The sequence below is a fragment of the Spirosoma sp. KNUC1025 genome (genome assembly GCF_045160025.1).
In the GTDB taxonomy this organism is placed as follows: Bacteria; Bacteroidota; Bacteroidia; order Cytophagales; family Spirosomataceae; genus Spirosoma.
The window spans coordinates 100,453-119,949 of sequence record NZ_CP087140.1; the positions used below are offsets into that span (position 1 = coordinate 100,453).

Genomic DNA, 19,497 nt, shown 5'->3' on the forward strand with positions numbered 1-19,497 from the left:
ACTATCACTTCCCAGTTTAAAATCATGAAAATTGTAATTATAGGCGGTACTGGAATGATCGGTTCGAAGTTAACAGCAAAACTTCATTCACTTGGCTTTGATGCCATTGCCGCTGCCCCAGAAACTGGCGTTAATACTGTAACAGGTGAAGGACTTGCTACTGCTCTTGAAAGGGCACAAGTTGTCGTCGATGTTTCAAATTATCCTTCTTTTGAGGCTGGTGTCGCTCAAAACTTTTTTGAAACATCAGGCCGGAATTTGCAGGCTGCAGAATCGGTTGCAGGGGTTCGGCATCACATTTTGCTAACTATTGTGGGGACTGAGAGAATGCCAGACAATGTATATTATCGGGCAAAGGTGGCACAGGAAAATATTGTTAAATCGGGCTCAATTCCATTTACCATTTTACATGCTACGCAATTCTATGAGTTCGCTAGCTCATTCTTATATACTAGTAATAAAGACCAATCAATCCCACTACCTCCTGCTCTAATGCAGCCAATAGCGGCCGACGATGTCGTGGCAACACTGGCGGATTTGGCGGTAAGCGAACCTTTGAATGCAGCCATTGAAGTAGCGGGACCAGAGAAAATACCAATGGATGAATTTGTAAGACGTTATTTGAACGCAATTGGTGATTCTCATAAAGTTATTACTGACGAGTCTGCCGGTTTTTTTGGAACAGTCGTCAATGATTCCTCCTTAACTCCAGGTGATAACCCTCGAATCGGTCACATACTATACGAAGACTGGCTGAGAGCAATGACGCAGTCTCAACAGTCGAGCGCTATTCACTAAATTTAAGCCCTTGTGTTTTCTTTATAGTGATTCCTAGGATTTTCAATCCAGCTTTATAAGTGCCTAATTACTTGAGTACATTGGAATCAGAATGACTAGGTTCTTGCAAATCTGATTCTATACAAAACCCTGCTACTTGATCTAATAGCAGGGTTTTGTAGTTTATAATGAATGGCTACTGGTAAACAATTCTTACAAGAATTGTCCTTCTGTAAATGTTAAACACAGTTGAACACCTTGCTCTTGCTTAATCGTCAAAGTGCCTTCAATTTGTTCACTCAGGCCACGTATCAGACTCATTCCAAGCGTCCTAATTTGGGTTGGGTCAATATCGTCAGGAAACCCGATACCATCATCCCAGATAATTAATTGATAGTGGCTACTCCTCAATTGACTAAACTTTACACCTATAGAACCTGATCTGCTATCAGGGAAAGCATATTTAAGCGAGTTTGTGACCGCTTCATTCAAAATCAATCCAAGGGGTATTGCCAATGTGACATCTAATTCTACCGGATCGATTTCAATACGTTTCTGAATAGTAGTTCCCCGATTGTAGGTCACCAGTAAATAGTTAATAATCTCCTGAATGTAATTTCCCATCGAAATACTGGACAACCGGTCCGATTGATACAGCTTCTGATGGATTAATGCCATCGCGTGTACTCGATTCTGGCTCTCAAGGATGGCCGTTAACGCAGCTTTATCTGTTAAATAACTAGCCTGCGAATTTAATAGGCTCGTGATGATTTGAAGGTTATTTTTCACCCGATGGTGAATTTCACGCAGCATCCATTCCCGTTCATCCAGCAAATGATCTTTTTCTTGGATCAGTTGCTCTTTGTCGGTCAAAATTTTTTCCTTTTCAATTAAGTTGTGTTCCAGTTCTTGATTTTTGCGATTGATCTCGATCTGCTTATCCTCCAGCAAGGTATTACTTCGCTGCTTGATTTGGTATCTACTATACCCTACACCTAATAGGAGAACCAATAGAACTGTAAACGCAATCGTCCCATTTTTCAGCAGGGTTGTCTGTTCTAATTGATTTTGTTGAAGTTGACTTTGTTTAGTGAGCAATTGGATATTACGTTGTTTAAGTCGTAGATCCTGATCTTTTTTTTGGGTTTCAAATTGAATCTCCAATTGAGCGATATGTCGACTTTTGGTCAGATTCAGCAGGGAGTCCTGAAGCGATTCATACTGCTGGTAGTGTCGGATGGCAGCAGGGTAGTTGGCCATAAGGGAATCTAACTTAAACCATAAAAAATGGTTTTTACTCAAAACTGTTGTTGAGCTAGTTCGTTGACCTCTTTCCTGGTTAATTTTTAAATAGGTTAAGGCTGCTTTATACTGGTTACTTTTGATCAGAAAACGAATGGTAGATTCATAAATCGCCGATAATTCTACACTTCCATTTCCCTTTTTAGCCAATAAGTCTAATAGTTGATCGCAATAAAATTGCGCTTTGTCAACTTGATTCAGATCGGAATAGATAGCCAGTAAATGGAGGGCAATGGTAAGTCTGCTTTCAGTGGATAGCGGAGGGTACTGCGTACTCATCTTGGTAAAAAAACGTAGTGCCTGACTTGGCTTTCCTTGCTGGAGGAGTAATTGAGCAATGTTCCCTGAAACATTGAGAATATATGCATTTTGTTTATGCTTTAAGGCAATTTGTAAGGCTGTCTGGTACTGAATATTTGCCTCTTTGTATTGATCCAGGGCGTGGTATACCAAGCCTAACCGATTATGAATCGTACAAAGTTGAAGTGTAGAATCATGCTGATTTTCAGCTGTTTTAATGGCTAAGTATCCATAGCTTAGAGCTTCCTTATAATCGCCTAATTTTCCAGACACAAAACCTAGTAAATCATAGATCCGCTCTAGATTAGAACGGTTTGCCTGTCGATAAAGGGTTAATGCATTGTGCAGCTCAATTAGAGAAAGAGTATAATTTTCCTGAATCTGATGATGATCGGCTAATTCTTTATACACATCCCCCTGCTTATATATATTACCTGCCAACTTATAGTTATTAAGCGCTTTTTGATAAAGCGATATCCTTTCAGGTAATTCATCGCGTTCCAGGGTATGGAAACGAGTCATATCCAGGTAAAGGTCACCTAGTTCCTGCCAACAATGAGCTGTCGTAAAAATAGATATGGCACGTTGGGCGTATTGATTGGCCATATTATGATCCCCTTTCTCAAGCAAGACCAGAAAAAAACCATAATTTACCATGCCCACCCCTCGCGGATATGCCAACCGATTACTCAATTCCTGCGCCTGACGGAGCATAACCAGCGCGGTGTCCAAATCATGGTTCAGTTCCTGAGGTTTAAATATGTATAGCCAACTTGTCTTAAGCAGTTTATTTACATGCTGCGTATCAGTCATGGAAACAATCCCTTTGGCAGACACTTCGGATGGTTTGGCATGCTGAGCATAAATAAGTCTACTTAGTAAACTCAGAATAACCAGAATGATAAGCCTTTGCATAGTTAAAGACTGGCTGAGAAGACAACGCCTTCTACCACATAGGGTAAAAGAATTACCCAGTCGAATGATTGCCTGTTTACCAACGACGGTTAATTAATCTTCTACTGAGGTCAGTAGAACCCAATGAATAAAATTAGGGCATTTCAAACAATCATTCGATAAAACGATTCTCAAAGGGCTAGAATTCAGGAGACTCTAGGCATTGTCGAAAAGTATACGCACCCTGTTCTGTTAACTGTCTTTATCCTATCCTCCAGAATTCTGGATATATACCCGGTTTTGGATATGCACAAAGCTCCAAAACAATTTTATATCTTAAAAAGGGTCAATATACGCCCAAATAGCCCTTATCTGGAGAATATCAACTGTGGCACAGGCTTTGGAAATACTATAGCCAAAGGAAATGCCGGACCGAATCTTCCCATTCATTTCACTCAGGTAACTGGTTGTCAAGGTCGTCCACCATTAGCATAAGTAAGTACTTCATTCTTAATTTAAAAACTACGATTATGAAATTCAATTTCTTTGAACTAGAAGCAGACCCAGATAATCTTGGGGACCGTGCAATGTTAAACTCCGATCGGCATCGCAGTTTACCTCACACGGAGGACAGTTTATCGGAAGGAGATGAGTTTGTGGACGATTCTCTACGCTTGAATGATCCTCCTGGCTCACTGCTGGATGGGATGAATTTGTAAGTCAATGCCACTTATCCAAAAGATGATTTCTTCTTAATTCTTTTCTGGCATAAAGCCAAGGAGCATTTTACCAACTTAGCTCTATATGAATGAAATCTAAGTAGGCATATATCCCTTAAAATGAACTTTCAACTATGGAAATATTCGATTTAGAGGTTATCAATGTAAGACCCATTTTGACCGAGCTACAATCAAAAATTCAAACGCTGAATGGCGCTGGGAACGTTTATCTGGATCGGTTACGGGCACTTCATACAACAAACCCGTTCCGGGCAAACTCTCAAATGGACGAGTTTGGAGTCAGTGAACATGTTTTGCCGAATATTCTTCAGTTTTTAGGAATACGAAGTATTACGTTGAATAAGCCGCATGATTTATCGAAACTGGATAGTCTTGATTTTGACACTGTCCAAATTGCCAGTGAGCAATATAGCTGGCAATATTTCCGAAATGGGTTAGTCATTGGCGAATTACAGGCATTATTCAAAAACTCTCGAATAATTGCATTTGATGATTGGTCAAGACTAGTAGGCTTTTCCGATTTATGGTCTGGGTTGCTTTTTGATGTCATTAGGCCAATTGAAAAGTTTGATTTGGAATTCATTTTCTACCTAGGTGATCCACAGCATAAACTTACCTTTCAAGTAGATGAAGCGGTTGATATAATAAGCAGTTTTTCAACTTATGGCCAGGTTACGTTAGCCTTGGATGAAGAAGAAGCCCTAAATCTTTGGAAAATATTCAACGGATTTCATGGCGATACGGCCAGGCTGGAAGATACCTTTATTGATCTTAAACGGAAATACATCTCCCTATATAGGACAATGTCCATTAGTCGTTTACTTATCTATTCAGCAAACGAAGCTATTGTTCTGAGTAAAAACGAACATTTTGTACTGGCAAGGCATCGGGTACCTGAATCCATTGAACTTGCGCCGGATGCCCGTCAAAACTTTATCGCAGGATACTGCCTTGGGCTACTCTTTAGGCTAGATGTAGCTCATTGTATAGCTTTAGGACTGGTTGTATTTGGCAGCGCTGGTGAATTAAATTCAAGTCCAGCCCGTCAGGATTTACTGGTTTACATCGATCGATGGATTGAGGACATTCAAAAACCAGAAACCATCTACTTATACCAATAATCGAAGCTTAATAACTCAATGAAGTATGCCTGAATCAATTACTATATGTACTTGAAAAGTAAGTGGCGTACTGGCTAGACTACAAATTTGTCGTTAAGAATGAAGGCTGAAATGAGACAAGAACGGAGAAAACATATAGTCGTTATCGGGGGTGGTTTTGCGGGGCTAAATTTTATTCAAAAAATGGTGGGTCATCCAGGGTATGCCATCACGCTGATTGATAAAAACAACTATAATTACTTTACCCCTTGTTATATCAGGTTGCTACTGGTTTCCTGGAACCATCCAGCATCAGTTACCCATTCCGGAAGCTGTTCCACCACAAAAATGTTGCCTATCGAATGGCAGCGTTAGCGCAGATTAATCCAGAAAACAACAGCCTGGTTCTTAGCGACCATTCCGAAATTAGCTATGATATTCTAGTACTGGCGGCTGGGTCAAAAACCAATTACTTTGGGAATGCGAATATTCAGGCGAATGCATTCAGTCTAAAAGGAATTGATGACGCCCTGTTTATGCGTAATGAATTAATCAAAACGTTTGAGCAGGCTTCTCTGGAGAGTGACCATGATAAGCGTAAAGTGCTATTAACGATAGTCCTGGCAGGCGGTGGGCCGACGGGAGTGGAATTGGCGGGTATGCTCGCCGAATTCAAGCGGTATATATTGGGAGAGGACTATCCGACGTTAAAAAATGCGGCTGCCGAAATTTATCTGATTGAAGGATCGCCTAACCTGCTCGCCCCCATGAGTGATCAATCGCATAAAGATGCGTTTCGCGCCCTACGCCAGGAACAGGTACATATCAAACTGAACACAAGGGTGGTTAGTTTTGAGAATGATACGGTGCAACTTTCAGATGGAAGCAGTATAAAAGCCCGAACCCTGATCTGGGCAGCTGGGGTTACGGCCAATTCATTTCCAGGTTTGCATCAAAACAACAGCAGAAATACCAATCGTCTCATCACTGACTCCTTTAATCGGGTAGAGGGCTATTCAAACATTTACGCCATTGGGGATATTAGCATTCAGTTTGGCGACAATGCTTACCCAAATGGGCATCCGCAATTAGCCCAGCCTGCTATGCAGCAGGGAAAGCATCTAGCCCGAAACCTGATTCGCATTCAGCGCAATCAGTCCCCGACGCCGTTTATTTACTTTGATCGTGGCGATATGGCCATTATTGGTCGAAAGACTGCCCTCGCAGACCTCTTCAAACACAAAGTGCACTTTGGTGGCCTGCTTGGATTGTTAAGCTGGTTATTTATTCACCTTATCTCGCTAGTTAACTACAATAACAAAGTTAAAACGCTCTATAATTGGATCGTTGCCTATATAACGTCTGATCAGATGCTTCGAATGATCTTTCGGTCTGAAAATCGGGAGAAAAAGGTTTCACTGGATAAGCCCATTTCCTCGACCATATAAGCTTGGCTTTTCCAAACTACGTATATACATATTCGTCAGGAAACCCAGAGTTAATTATTCCCTCAATTTCATCCACTAAACATGAATTGGTTCACCTCGTTTTTAACTAGCTCTATCGGGAAGCAAATTGTTATGGCAACCTCTGGGCTATTTTTAATTAGCTTCTTAATTGTCCATACTTCGATAAATGCCATGATCTTTTTCAATGATGGCGGCAAACTGTTTACGCATTGGGCTCATTTTATGGCAACGAACCTGATTATACGTACGATTGAAGTCGTCTTGGTCGCAGTCTTTATCCTCCATATCATTCAGGGGTTATTGTTATGGAAGCAAAACAAGAATGCTCGCCCTGTACGGTATTATGTGAACAAACAATCAAGCAATAGTAGCTGGTACAGTCGAAGTATGACCCTTCTAGGTACGCTTATCCTCCTCTTTCTCGTAATTCATACCCGGAATTTCTGGATTCCCAATCGAACGAATCAGTTTTTGTATGGAGAAGAGCTACCGCTCTATGAGATGATGCTGTCCAAGTTCCATAATCCAGTCGAAGTATTTATCTATTTGTTTGGCTGTTTTTCATTGTTCTGGCATTTATTACATGGGTTTAGAAGTTCGTTTCAGTCGTTAGGGTTGAGTCATGTCAAGTATACTGGCGTAATCTCCTTTATAGGCGTTTCCTTTTCGGTCGTAATCCCGCTTCTACTAGCGTTGATGCCTGTTTCTATTTACTTAAACCTCATCCGGTAGATTGGTGAGCAACCCAAGGGCTTCAAAAGGCTTAAAACCAGATGCTTGCCTAGTAAACCATAAATGGCTGTAAAACAGACCATATACACTCTGGCTCGCTAACAATACCAATAGTAAATTTTAAATACTGGCCCAGTACATAATTTCAATTCAGACCAAAATTCACAGGACGAGGCTTTCATCTTAAGCTAAATACAGTAACGACCAACTTTTACATCTAAAATCACAATTATGAATAAAGTACAAGCATCGAATTACTTTTTATTAGTCATCAACGGAGTTTCTGGCATATGGGCCTTATTCTTCCCCCATGAATTTCATACTAGCTTCCCCGGTTTCGGATTTCATTGGATAGACATTTACGGACCTTATAATGAACACCTTATTCGAGATGTTGGCGCTTTCTTTTGTGGCTTAACTTCTTTATCTGTTTTTGCTATCCTCGACAGTGACATAAAGACCGTGCGCTTAATGGCTTATTCAAATCTGGTTTTTAGCACGCCCCACTTTGTCTATCATGCGGCCCATATGCACATGTTTCCGACCGCTTTGGATCGATTTTTAGGCATTTCTTCCCTGTTCCTGGTTGCTTTTATACCCGGTTTAATTCTGTTTTGGACCTCTATGAGACCTGCCCGTATATTTTGATACCTAAAAAATTAAAGGCTACTGTTTAGGCTGGCTAGCTCATTTTGGTCTCTTGGTTAATGACGTATAGAAAATAATGCTTTCGTCAACGACAACAGTACGCAGGCCACCAGCACCCTGTACACCAGATCAAAAAATGGCCTGCTGGTAACTTCAGATCGAGTATCTACACAATACTAAATTTTTTAAAGAGCTGACCTTTACAACAAACAAAAATTGACCCTCACAGCAATGTTCCATCCGCAACTTTGCTAGAATTTTGCAACTGAAATACAATCAGTATATATGTGGACAACAGAAAACATGCCTGATTTATCAGGGAAAACAGCAATTATAACCGGGGCCAACACCGGTATCGGCTATCAGACGGCCAAAGCCTTTTATGAAGCAGGAGCCAATGTGACCATCGCAGTTCGGGATGCTCAGAAAGCAAAAACTGCCATAGAACAAATCAGGCAGGGTTCATTCGGAACAGGCACTCTGGAAACAGGCCTTCTCAATCTGGCTAGCCTCCATCAGGTGAAAGAGTTCGCCGAAAACTATAAACGTCATCATCAGCACCTGGATATCCTTGTAAATAATGCTGGTGTAATGATACCGCCCCCCACCAAAACGGACGACGGATTTGAAATGCAATTCGGCGTGAATTTCATGGGCCATTTTGCCCTGACAGGGCATCTGTTTCCTTTATTGAAAAATACGCCGAAGGCAAGGGTAGTCACCCTTTCCAGTGGAGCCGCAACGCGTGCATCAGGTATCGACTTCACTAACTTGAAATTAGAGCAGCCCTACGAGCCATGGCGCGAATATGCCGTTAGCAAACTGGCCGACATTTTATTTACCTACGAATTAGACAGGCGATTAAAGGTTATCCAAAGTACTATACTTTCTGTCGCGGCACATCCCGGTGTTACCCGCACCGACTTGCAAAGGCATATTCCCAGCGAGGAATTATCGGGTATGTTTGCTCAGTTTGACGACGTGATGGAACCCTGGCAAGGCGCTCTGCCAACCCTTTTTGCCGCCACGGATGCCTCCGTCAAAGGCGGTGAATTTTACGGACCCAATGGCGATAAAGAATACGCGGGTTATCCGGCACGCTCGAACCATTCTACCCCGGCCATGAATGATAAAGCTTTAGCCAAACAACTCTGGGATTATGCCGAATCAATAACCCAAATCAACTTTCCCGTTTAACAAAGGCTATAATCATGAATGCAACAGTTTTGGTAACCGGTGGAACCGGGTTTGTGGGCATACACACCATTCTGCAACTTCTACAGCAAGGCTATATCGTCAAGACCACCCTTCGCTCTTTGTCTAAGAAAGACACCATCATCCGGGCACTCAATGAAGCAGGTATAATTGACTTTACCAATCTGTCTTTCTACGAAGCCGAGTTAACAGCAGACGCAGGCTGGGCAGAGGCCGTTGCCCATTGCAACTATGTGCTGCACATTGCCTCACCATTTCCTGCCCAGGAACCCAAAGATGAGAATGATCTCATCATTCCTGCCCGTGATGGAGCTTTACGGGTATTGAGAGCTGCTAAAGAGGCCAGCGTAGAGCGAGTCGTGCTTACCTCTTCTTTTGCCGCCATAGGTTATGGTAGAGAGCCGAGCAATCATGTCTTTACCGAAGCTGATTGGACCGATGAAAAGGCACCGATTATGGCATACATCAAATCCAAAACTGTCGCCGAAAAAGCAGCCTGGCAATTTATGGAAGCAGAAGGCGGTACGATGGAGTTGACCGTTATTAATCCGGTGGGCATTTTTGGGCCCGTTATTGGGTCTATTTCATCGGCTTCTGTAGATATCGTTAGCGGAATTATCAATGGCACCATCACCGAAAGCCCGGCTTTTTCATTTGGTGTAGTGGATGTGCGCGATGTAGCCGATATTCATATCAAGGCCATGCTTAATCCAGAAGCAAAAGGTGAACGGTTTTTGGCTACTTCCGACGGGGTAATGACTTTCTACGATATTGCCCAACTGCTTAAAGCACAAAAAGGTGGAATTGCCCAATCGGTATCAATCCTAACCAACCCGAATGTGTCATACATTACACTTTCCAATGACAAAGCTAAAACTGTATTAGGTTGGCAACCCAGAACCAAGGAAGAGGCTATTTTAGCCACCGTGGAAAGCCTATTCGATGTCAAGTCAACTTAATGACTTTAAGAATCCTAGTATACCCTGGACAGGTATTGTCAAATTAGTTCAGGGTGTGTATGATATTAAATGTTACTCAATGCCGGAGCCTTCTGAATATAGTGCCGATCGCTTATCTGATCGATGAAAAAATGGGCCATGTCTTCTCGGCTAAGTGTTAGACTTTGGTTTTCTCCGAAATAGCCAACATTAAGTTTTCTAGTTGCGGGCTTATTTGTGAGCCAGGGTATTCGGACAATCGTCCAATCAAGGGTAGACTGCTGAATATGGAGGCCCATATTGATGACTTCCTGATAAGTACCTCTGGCAACTATCTTTAATAGATTGACCATAATCCAGAATCTGAAATCGGGACCATCTTCCTTTACTTCGATATTGCGGGTACCTAAAGCAACTAATCGTTTGACCTGTTGCTTTTCCATAAGCCTAACAATATTACCTACTCCATCACTCAGGGTGTTGTCTGTAACTTTACCTTTTGGTCCCAGAAAACTCAAAACAGCGTCGGCTTTTTCAAGGGCCTGCTCAATTGCTCGTTCATTACTTAAATCGCCTTCAATGACCCTTAATCGTGGATCTACGATATCCATTTTAGATCTATTCCTTACATAAGCCGTTACACGATAACCTTTTTCCAAGGCCTTTTTTATGGCAATTTTTCCCGTGGCACCAGTCGCACCGAAAATGGTTACGTTCATACTAAGTGAGTCAGTTAAATTAATGAAGTTGCAAACCTATTTATCTTTATCACCACATTTACAATACTATCTTTTCAGAAAGCGCTATCGATTCAGCTAGTAAAGATTACCCATGGAAGTCAGCAAAAATTCCCACCTAGAAACTACACTTCAACAGGAATGCACCGATGCATTACTTCCAGTACGTGATGCCCTGGAAGTACTTAATGGTCAGTGGAAACTACCTATTTTGATTACCTTGGCCAGTGGCCCTAAGCGGTTTAAACAGATTTCGAGAGAGTTAACCCCAATTACAGACAAAAAGCTCTCCCAAGAATTAAAGGATCTGGAGTCCAATAACCTGATTCTACGAACTGTATATGATACCTTTCCTCCCAGGGTTGACTATACACTAACCGATTATAGCCGATCACTGGCAAGTGTTATTACTTCATTAAAAGAGTGGGGTCTGTTTCACAGAAAAACGATTATAGGCTAATTCGAGGTGAGTTTTCAACATTAATTCGAAAAGCGATTCCCAAAAAAGCATCCCGAAATAAAACGATTTAGCTATTCTTTACTACAAGTTGAACGCGAATAATCCTCTAAACGGGAGAGTATCTTTATAGTTAAAAAGGCTTGTAAAAAATAGTATTTTACCATTAATTGAACTTAAAGAGTTTCGTTGTCCTATCCATTTACAAATTGTACTTTCCATAGGATTTCCGGAAATGGCAACTTTTCGTTAACAATTTTCAACACAAACGCTACTTGATCGATCTTGTGTGGTGCATAGGACCGAAACGACTTTTTTTAAAGGGCTCTAAATGAAGAGCATTAGATACCAAATAAATCTGTAATTTCAGCTCTTACAAACTACTTGATGCAACGAAGCTAGATTTCTTATATCTCACGAAAGCAACGTGATACAGTTACTTTTTCCATGAAGTTGCTACCGCCCGGCGACGAGGTCAACTCTTAGGCCGTCGTAAAGGGCTATCTAAAGCTTCTGAGCAGAAAGCTTGCATTGGTACAATGAAAACAAGTATTCTGTAAAGCAGATCGCACGCGAGTTACACATCTCTAAAACAACATTATATAAGTATCTGCGTCAACGAGGGGTTGAATTCGACTCTTCAGTTCAAAACCCAACTACCACAGCGTAGAAAAATGTAGGTGTTGGCTATTTAACATTTATTAAACGAACCTTAATAAATAGTTAGAAGCATCAATCAGATTAATGACTGGAAGCAGACGTCTGTCCTTCCCCGACTAAGTACACTCACTTTCCTAGATAGGTAGTTGTGTCGACTAGCTTATAATCGGTATCGTCCCGAAAAATGCTTTGCAGCGAGCCGATGTGAGCAGCTCCGATTAACAGCAACGCCCGTTTGGCCTTGGTCCTCAGTTGCGTGGTGACGATGTTCGAGTAGACTTTATAGTCTCTGTTTTTGAACACTGAGATGAGCTCGGCTCCAATGTAGCTCGGATTGATAAACGCCGTATCCACCATCGCATCCGGGTTTTTAAAGGTTCCGTTTCTGACCCTGGCCGGGGTGATGTAGCGCAGATGGTGGACTTTGTTGTAGGTCTGGGGCTGATTGATAAACCGTAAATAATTGATAATCGACAGGGAGCCTTCCTGTAATAATTTCACTTGAGCAAGCACCGTTTTTCGCAATGCGATTCCCTCATCTTTATACAAACTAATATTATCGCCATTATCTAGAATGGCTTGCGACGTGCCACCGGGGGCATTGACGCCGTGGACTTTTGATAGCCCTAGTTGTTTGGCCAGCCTGAAAGCAAGTTGATAGACTTCACTGCGGCCGTCCTCAAGCTGATCAAGTTTTAACTTATCGTGACGGTAAAGGGTGTATAAGCTATCCAACCGGGGCTGTTCCCCGGGCAACACCTCCACCATGATCAGGTCTGGCTGGTAAGGGATCAGTAGCTGGGTAAAGCCCTTCATCTGCTCTTGTTGTTTGGCGAGTAGAACATCCGTATTGGGCATGTCACTTTTATAAAGTTGGGTCAGATGGTCTGACCCCACAATCATGATCTGCGCTTTTTGGGCGTTGGCAGAAAATTGAAGAATGAGCGTGACTACTAAGTAGAAAAAGCTAAGGTTGAGGTTCATCCAAGAAGATAAGCTACTGAGCAATGGCAAGGACCTTGCTAATTGATGCCCTTCCACGACCCCAATATATAGGCATGGATGGTCCGTTTTTACTTGTAAAATTTAGTAGTGATCGAATAAGTAGCAAGTAATCGTCAAAACTACTATTAGATCGGTAAAGAATGCTGATGATTTTCGAAATGAGTTGTTGATGGTTTATGATCGTGGCCAGGATTAAGATGGTGTGCCCCCATATTTTTCGAACTGACGCCGGTTTCAAGAAGTGGAGGCAAAGGGCGAACGTGGGATTAACCGATGGTCAAAATATAGGTTCAACCCCTACACTCAGTAAGTAACGTTCATAGACTAAATGAGTGCTTTTACGTCGTTGTAACATTTTCGCAACGCTCACCGTGAACATGATACAAACACTTGTCTTCATTGAGACCTCCGCCGATTGATGGCGTATTCAACGCTCTTCACCACAGAAAAACGTTTAAGATACAACTAATCTAGCCTGGTGGACGGTTGATGTGGCTATTTTAACGATTGAGTTTAGTTTTTTACTCAGTCTTGTAGATACCAGCTAATTTGGTGGATCTTCCTCATTTATCTAAAGTAACCAGTCACTCATCCTATTATAATGCATAGGTCGATTTATCCGCTCATCACACTAGGGCTCGCGTTGCTCTCCTCGACAATAACGAAGTCGCAGCCAAAACCTGTCGAGGTACTTTTATTAGGCACCTTTCACTTCGAAAATCCTGGACTCGATGTCGCCAAGTTTGAGAATGCCAATATTCTCTCGACCAAACGCCAGCAAGAAGTCAAACAGGTCGTCAATCAGCTCATCGCCTACAAACCCGATAAGATTTACATTGAAGCCGAACCGGCTCAGCAAGCCCAATGGGATTCGCTCTTTCGCCTGTATCAACAAGGCAAGTTCGCCTTGAAAGCCAACGAAATCTACCAGTTGGCCTTTCCCCTGGCCAAAACCTTGGGCCACCCACACCTCTATGCCGCCGACTACCGACAGGCCGACTTCCCTTACGACAGCCTGATCAAGGTACTGACCGCTTCGGGTCAGCAGGAAATGCAACAAACCATTCAAACCAAGATAGTACAGGTTGAACAGGCCTTCAACGCAAATCTGTCAAAGTATACCATTGGGGAGATGCTTAAGCTGGACAACACGCCGAAATCTAGAAAAGACAATCTAGCCTTTTATCTGTATTGCCTTGGCGCGGGCAAGCTGAGCAATCATGTGGGGGCCTATCTGGCCAGTGAATGGTGGCGACGAAATATGGTTATCTATGCCAATATCCTCAAGCAGTTGACAGGCAACGAAAAGCGGATTGTTGTCTTATTTGGCTCCTCGCACACGGCAGTCCTGGCGGAGTTAATGAAGTACAACTCCGCCCTTCGGTTAACCGATGTCGGGGAGGTACTCCACTAGCCAATCGATTTGGTCAACACTAAAAACATGACCAAGATTATAAACTAGCTGGTGAGTTAGGCTTATTAATGCGATCAACGTTTTAACAACGCACATGGCAAAGCTGTTCCAGTCTATTTTACATTTTCTAAACGTCCGTTTAGAAAATGTAAAATAACCCTATCTTTACAGAATAACCTTAGAATTTGTGCCGTGGAACATTTTTTTGGACACAAAAAGTATGTCGCTTACTTTCGGGTGTCGACCCAACGTCAAGGGGCCAGTGGTCTCGGGCTCTCGGCTCAACGCACCAGCGTCAGTTCCTATATATTTAATAGGGGAGAGATTGTGGCCGAGTTCACCGACATTGAATCAGGCAAGAAAAACAACCGGCCTGAATTGCTCAAAGCCATCGCGCTTTGCAAGGAGAAGGGAGGAATATTACTCATTGCCAAACTTGACCGGTTAACACGTAACGTGGCATTTATTTTTACGTTGCGGGATTCGGGGGCCGAGTTCGTTTGTGCCGATATGCCCGAAGCCAATACGCTCACCATTGGCGTCATGGCCACCATGGCCCAGCACGAGCGGGAAGTTATTGGTGATCGGACTCGGAAAGCGTTGGGCGAAAAAAAACGAGCGGGCTATATATTGGGCAAGCCTGAAAATCTCACTGCAGAGGCCACACAAAAGGGATTAGCGATTCGGCAGCAAAATGCCCGCGAGCATGAGAACAATCGACGGGCAGCTGCGTTCGCCCGGTCACTGCGTGGGGCGGGGGAGAGCTGGAGTGGTATCGCGGCTACGTTGAATGAACATGGATTTCGTACCCGTAGGGGCAAGCAATTTCAAGCCGTACAGGTGCAACGAATTATTGCACTTTTCAACTAATTGGAGCGTTTTTCTGAACGGAAAGGGCTGATCCTGTAGTGGCACGAAAGCAATGAACAGGGCTGAGGTAATTGGTTAAATTTCATTACTCAAATGCCACATTACTGAGATTACACCTCCTGCTTTTACGGAAATCTACAGGAAACAATCTGTTGTAGTATCCAGTAAACGAGAGCAAGACCACACGACTGTTGGCCCATTTATTAAACAAAACCATACAACAGGATGCTCTTAAGGAGCACCCATTCGCTTACCCACGCTCATGAAAGGCTGGGCTACGGATGAGACCGTCGAATCGGGGTCTACTAACTAAACTAGCCATCATGCACGTGTTTGTCACAGGGGCCACCGGATTTGTCGGGGCGGCCGTCGTTAAAGAATTGCTCAGACAAGGTCATCAGGTGGTTGGTCTGATTCGCGATCCGCTGAAAGCCGCCCACCTTACCCAGCTAGGCATGAGTATCCAGATGGGCTACATGACCTCACCTCAAACCTATCTACCCATTGTGCCCACCGTTGATGCCGTTATTCAAACCGCTCAATTGGGGGTGAGCGGACGATTCACCAGGGCTACCAAGGATAAGATTAATCAAGCCGATGAAGCCATGACGCTGGCGTTAGCCAAAGTCTGTATGGAGCATGATAAAGTATTAATCTATACCAGTGGTTGTTTTAATTATGGTGATCACGGCACTGAGTGGATCGATGAGCGCACACCAGCTACCCCTTCTCCTTTAGGGGAAGGCCATGCCCGGGTAGTCACTCAACTAATGGAGTTACACCAAAAAGAGCGCCTAAAAGTACTTGTGCTTAGCCCTGGCTTCGTGTATGGACCCGGTGGCCTATTCAAAACGTCGTTCTATGACACCCTGAAAAAAGGCCAACTTCGGGTGTTTGGCAAGGGACAAAACTACTGGAGTCCCATTCAGGTGGACGATTTAGCCAGCGCCTACGGGTTGGCTTTGACTCATGGCCGGTACGGGGAGGTCTATAACATTGTCGATAATAAGCCTATCCGCCTGCGTCAACTAGTCGATTTGATTACTTCCGCCCAAGGGGTCAAGTCGGTGGGTAGCCTTCCGGCTTGGTTGATTGGCTTACTGATTGGTGGTCCTTTAGTGAAATCGCTGACCAGCTCGTTCCGGGTCAGTAATGCCAAAGCCAAAGGGGACTTAAAGTGGCAACCCCAGTATAGTTCGTTCGAAAAAGGTATTCCAGCCGTTTTGAGCAAGCTGAATCAGACAACTTCTTAGAAAACTAAGTTAGACTATTCCCAGTTAGCCCATTCGCTATTCTTTTATCAGATCTGATTTTACTATCAGTCCAGCGGTCCCGCTCCGGCACGGTAAATCACTCCGATTGCGGGACCGGCCGCCTCAGCTCAATCCTAGAGCATACGAGTAGCCAATAGCCATTCTAAATCTGCAGTAAAATGGTATTTTACCGCTAGGGCAGCTATAAGGATAGCTCTCCTCCCCTTCTCAAAAATTTTTTCTTTTTCATAGTGACCGCCCATAAAAGGCAAGCATTTCGTGAACGCTTTCAGGCACTAAAAACAACAGTCATACTATTTCTCCACTCAACAAATAGCGTCCATTTGGCCAAGCGTTTTCGTAAACAAAGAATTCATTTAAAATATTGTATTTTTTTTAGCAATTATCAAGCTTTTGATATCAAAAGGACTACTTTCCAAATTGTACAAATCAAGGCTGAATCTGTTTGGAGATACAATTTGGCCAGCCACTGAATTCCTTTTAAGAAATTAGTGGCTGGCCACACCGAACTGGCAAGACCTGATAGCCCCAAGTCTATAAAATTGACCTTTGAATCTGAGTTAGGACGATACACTTAAATTATCAACGGGGTTTGCATTGGCCGCTTTCAGCGTTTGGGATAGAATCGTCGACAAGCCTAAACCCATTATGATTAAAAGACTCACCACCATTTCCAGCCACCCAATTTCGAGTCGGTAATACTGAACGCTGATCAGCAGTTGATTAAACAACAAATATATTATTGGAAGGGTAACCAGGCTGGCAATGACCAGGAGCCAGACAAATTCCTTTGACAACATTACGACCAGACTTTCTGAGGTGGCACCCAGCACCTTTCGAATGCTTATTTCTTTGACCCGTTTCTGAACGGTGAACGACACCGTGCCGAGCAAACCCAGGCAGGAAACCGTAATTGCTAAAAACCCCAAAAAGCCCCATAGCTTAATAATCACGGTGTAAAAACGGTAGGCTTCTTTAAGCTCATCGGCGTAAAGCTGGGCCGTGAATTTGCCGCTACCCCGGTCTTTTTCCAGAGCGATTCCATCTTGGTGAGCTCACTCAGCACTGAACTTGACTCAAGTTTCAGCGTAGCGTAGGTAAATCGGGCAGGATTATAATCAAAAAAGAAACTTCGGATCGGGCTTTTAAGACCCGCATAATGAAAATTCTTCAAGACCCCAGCGATGCGCACCTCCCGGCCATCCGCCAAGAAGACGGATCGATTAATCGCCGCCGACGGATTCTTCAGGTTTAACGTTTTGACAAACTCTTCATTGACCAGAATCAAGCGTGCGTTCTCGGAGGCATTCCGGCCAAAATCTCTCCCGGCCAGTAACGTTAATTTCAGGTTTGAAATAAACGCCTCATCAATGGACATGGAGGAGGCCTGGATCGAATCGCCCTGAGCGGACGTTTTGATGGATTGTTCCGGGGCTGATTCAATGCCTAAAATATGGGAGGACAGTGAAATTCGCTTGACGGCGGATAACTGACCAAACTCATTTTTGAAACGCTGCGGATCGATGTGCTGCAGGTCAACATCAAGGGCATTCTGTTGCTCAAACCCTAAATCATACTGGAGTGCGTACTGATACTGCCGCATCATAATGACAACCGCCATAATAAAACCCAGCGAGAGCATAAACTGACTGGTTAACATCAGCTTCCGGAAGATCGAGCCACGGCTTGCCGTTAGGTCTTTGCCGGTCAAGGCCTTGATGGGCGTAAGCCTGGCGAAATAAAGCGCGGGAACAACACCAGCGGCAAAACCAACCCCCAGGGCCAATAACACAAAACCCAGGTAGGTGGCCCAGGTTGGGGATAGATCCAGGGGCCCGGTTTCGATCATTTGATAAATGAAATCGCGTCGCAATACATCAAAAATGACGTAGGAAAGCAACAGGGCCAATCCCACCAGGAGAATTGATTCGGTAATGAACTGAAAAAAGATCTGCTTTCGTTGTCCGCCCAGCACCTTTCTGATCCCAATTTCCTTCATGCGCTCCAGGGATTGGGCGATCGACAGATGGGCATAGTTTGAACAGGCGGGCAGGAGTATCATCAGCGACAGCGAGCCAACCACCAACAGGAGCAGAAAATCATAGGTGGTCCCTAACGAATCAACTAATTGAGGACCGGGTACGATTTTAGTCAGTGGCTGAAGCTGAAACGATGCTTGACGGGTCGGGTTGGTATAGCGCTGTTTAGCTAGTTCATTCAGATACCCCTCAATCCCAGCGGGCTCATAGTCGTTAATAAGACGCACGTACACGTATGAATTAGCAAACGATTGCCACCCCTGGTTATCCTCCAGAAACGAAGCCCCTTTATACGACAGTAAGGTGGCATAGGAGGCGATGGCCTCAAACTGCAGGTGTGAATTGAGGGGGACATCGTTCAAGATACCGGTAACCACCAAATCGCCATACGGTTCCAGGGTGATGACTTTCCCCATCACATCCGCGCTACCGAACAGTTTGATGGCTTGGGTTTGGGTGAGAACCAGGGCATTGGGTTTAGTGAGGGCGGTGGCCGGATTGCCTTGCTGAAAGGGGAAACTAAACACGTCAAAAAACGCAGGATCGGCAAAATAGCCCCTCAGGCGAATCTTCTTTTCCTGGTAGCTGGCCTCCCCGCCAAAGGAACTGTGTATCCGGACCACTTTTTCGACGCCGGCCAATTCAGTCTTTAGTTTTTGGGCCAGCCCCATCGGCGCGGAGGCATACCGGGGATTTTCTTTTTTATCCAGTAGTTGCGTGGTGATCCGATAGATCCGGTCTTTGTGGGGATGGAAATCGTCAAATCGGTACAGAAAAGTTAGCAGCGCCACGAACAATAAACTGATGGACATGCCAAGAGCCAGGCCCATGACGCTTAGTACGGTAAAGAATTTATGTCGGTATAGCTTTCGGTAAGCCGTCTTAAAAAAATTTCGAAACATAAGGGGATTGAGTTAGCCAAACAG

Annotated in this window: 18 protein-coding genes; 13 read left to right on the forward strand and 5 right to left on the reverse strand. The window is 43.8% G+C overall.

Features of this window, described 5'->3' with window-relative positions; all coding sequences use genetic code 11:
* The first annotated feature begins 24 nt into the window (after positions 1-24).
* Positions 25-798, forward strand: coding sequence for an SDR family oxidoreductase (locus tag LN737_RS31275; protein ID WP_231780119.1), 774 nt, complete (start codon positions 25-27; stop codon positions 796-798).
* 192 nt (positions 799-990) lie between these two features.
* Here LN737_RS31275 and LN737_RS31280 read toward each other — a convergent pair whose 3' ends face one another.
* Positions 991-3,294, reverse strand: coding sequence for a histidine kinase dimerization/phosphoacceptor domain -containing protein (locus LN737_RS31280; RefSeq protein ID WP_231779942.1), 2,304 nt, complete (start codon positions 3,292-3,294; stop codon positions 991-993).
* Between the two features lie 509 nt (positions 3,295-3,803).
* Here LN737_RS31280 and LN737_RS31285 point away from each other — a divergent pair.
* The 7 genes from LN737_RS31285 (at position 3,804) to LN737_RS31315 (ending at position 10,136) form a co-directional block, all read left to right on the forward strand.
* Complete coding sequence (locus tag LN737_RS31285) at positions 3,804-3,992, forward strand: hypothetical protein (RefSeq protein ID WP_231779943.1); 189 nt, start codon at positions 3,804-3,806, stop codon at positions 3,990-3,992.
* A 134-nt stretch (positions 3,993-4,126) separates the two neighbouring features.
* A complete protein-coding gene (locus LN737_RS31290) occupies positions 4,127-5,134 on the forward strand; it encodes a hypothetical protein (RefSeq protein ID WP_231779944.1) in 1,008 nt (335 codons plus the stop codon).
* 248 nt (positions 5,135-5,382) lie between these two features.
* Complete coding sequence (locus tag LN737_RS31295; protein WP_405520612.1) at positions 5,383-6,561, forward strand: NAD(P)/FAD-dependent oxidoreductase; 1,179 nt, start codon at positions 5,383-5,385, stop codon at positions 6,559-6,561.
* Positions 6,562-6,693: 132 nt separating this feature from the next.
* Positions 6,694-7,314 carry a succinate dehydrogenase gene (locus LN737_RS31300; RefSeq protein ID WP_405520724.1) on the forward strand — a complete coding sequence of 207 codons (621 nt, stop codon included), beginning with the start codon at positions 6,694-6,696 and terminating at the stop codon, positions 7,312-7,314.
* A gap of 231 nt (positions 7,315-7,545) precedes the next feature.
* The gene (locus tag LN737_RS31305; protein ID WP_231779946.1) at positions 7,546-7,962 is read left to right on the forward strand and encodes a hypothetical protein; all 417 of its coding nucleotides are present in this window, start codon (positions 7,546-7,548) and stop codon (positions 7,960-7,962) included.
* A gap of 285 nt (positions 7,963-8,247) precedes the next feature.
* On the forward strand, positions 8,248-9,159 hold the full coding sequence (locus LN737_RS31310) for an oxidoreductase (protein ID WP_231779947.1): 912 nt from the start codon (positions 8,248-8,250) through the stop codon (positions 9,157-9,159).
* 14 nt (positions 9,160-9,173) lie between these two features.
* The gene (locus tag LN737_RS31315; protein ID WP_231779948.1) at positions 9,174-10,136 is read left to right on the forward strand and encodes an aldehyde reductase; all 963 of its coding nucleotides are present in this window, start codon (positions 9,174-9,176) and stop codon (positions 10,134-10,136) included.
* A 65-nt stretch (positions 10,137-10,201) separates the two neighbouring features.
* Here the strand turns inward: LN737_RS31315 and LN737_RS31320 are convergent, their stop codons facing one another.
* Positions 10,202-10,834: an NAD(P)-dependent oxidoreductase gene (locus LN737_RS31320; protein ID WP_231779949.1), complete on the reverse strand. Its 633-nt coding sequence runs from the start codon at positions 10,832-10,834 to the stop codon at positions 10,202-10,204.
* A gap of 112 nt (positions 10,835-10,946) precedes the next feature.
* Between LN737_RS31320 and LN737_RS31325 the strand changes: the two genes are divergently transcribed.
* A complete protein-coding gene (locus tag LN737_RS31325) occupies positions 10,947-11,312 on the forward strand; it encodes a helix-turn-helix domain-containing protein (protein WP_231779950.1) in 366 nt (121 codons plus the stop codon).
* Positions 11,313-11,835: 523 nt separating this feature from the next.
* Positions 11,836-11,979, forward strand: a complete 144-nt coding sequence (locus LN737_RS31330; RefSeq protein ID WP_231779951.1) for a helix-turn-helix domain-containing protein — start codon at positions 11,836-11,838, stop codon at positions 11,977-11,979.
* 116 nt (positions 11,980-12,095) lie between these two features.
* On the opposite strand, the gene LN737_RS31335 is transcribed toward LN737_RS31330, so the two are convergent.
* Complete coding sequence (locus tag LN737_RS31335; RefSeq protein WP_231779952.1) at positions 12,096-12,953, reverse strand: DUF5694 domain-containing protein; 858 nt, start codon at positions 12,951-12,953, stop codon at positions 12,096-12,098.
* A gap of 622 nt (positions 12,954-13,575) precedes the next feature.
* Here LN737_RS31335 and LN737_RS31340 point away from each other — a divergent pair.
* From LN737_RS31340 to LN737_RS31350, 3 genes are all read left to right on the forward strand, one after another.
* Positions 13,576-14,388, forward strand: a complete 813-nt coding sequence (locus tag LN737_RS31340) for a DUF5694 domain-containing protein (RefSeq protein WP_231779953.1) — start codon at positions 13,576-13,578, stop codon at positions 14,386-14,388.
* A gap of 192 nt (positions 14,389-14,580) precedes the next feature.
* Positions 14,581-15,258 carry a recombinase family protein gene (locus tag LN737_RS31345; protein WP_231779954.1) on the forward strand — a complete coding sequence of 226 codons (678 nt, stop codon included), beginning with the start codon at positions 14,581-14,583 and terminating at the stop codon, positions 15,256-15,258.
* 323 nt (positions 15,259-15,581) lie between these two features.
* Entirely contained in the window at positions 15,582-16,511 is a 930-nt protein-coding gene (locus LN737_RS31350; RefSeq protein ID WP_231779955.1) for an NAD(P)-dependent oxidoreductase, read from the forward strand.
* Between the two features lie 581 nt (positions 16,512-17,092).
* Here the strand turns inward: LN737_RS31350 and LN737_RS31355 are convergent.
* Complete coding sequence (locus LN737_RS31355; RefSeq protein ID WP_231779956.1) at positions 17,093-17,485, reverse strand: ABC transporter permease; 393 nt, start codon at positions 17,483-17,485, stop codon at positions 17,093-17,095.
* Positions 17,482-19,473, reverse strand: coding sequence for an ABC transporter permease (locus LN737_RS31360; RefSeq protein WP_405520617.1), 1,992 nt, complete (start codon positions 19,471-19,473; stop codon positions 17,482-17,484). Before LN737_RS31360 ends, LN737_RS31355 begins: the two co-directional genes overlap by 4 nt.
* Positions 19,474-19,497: the final 24 nt, after the last annotated feature.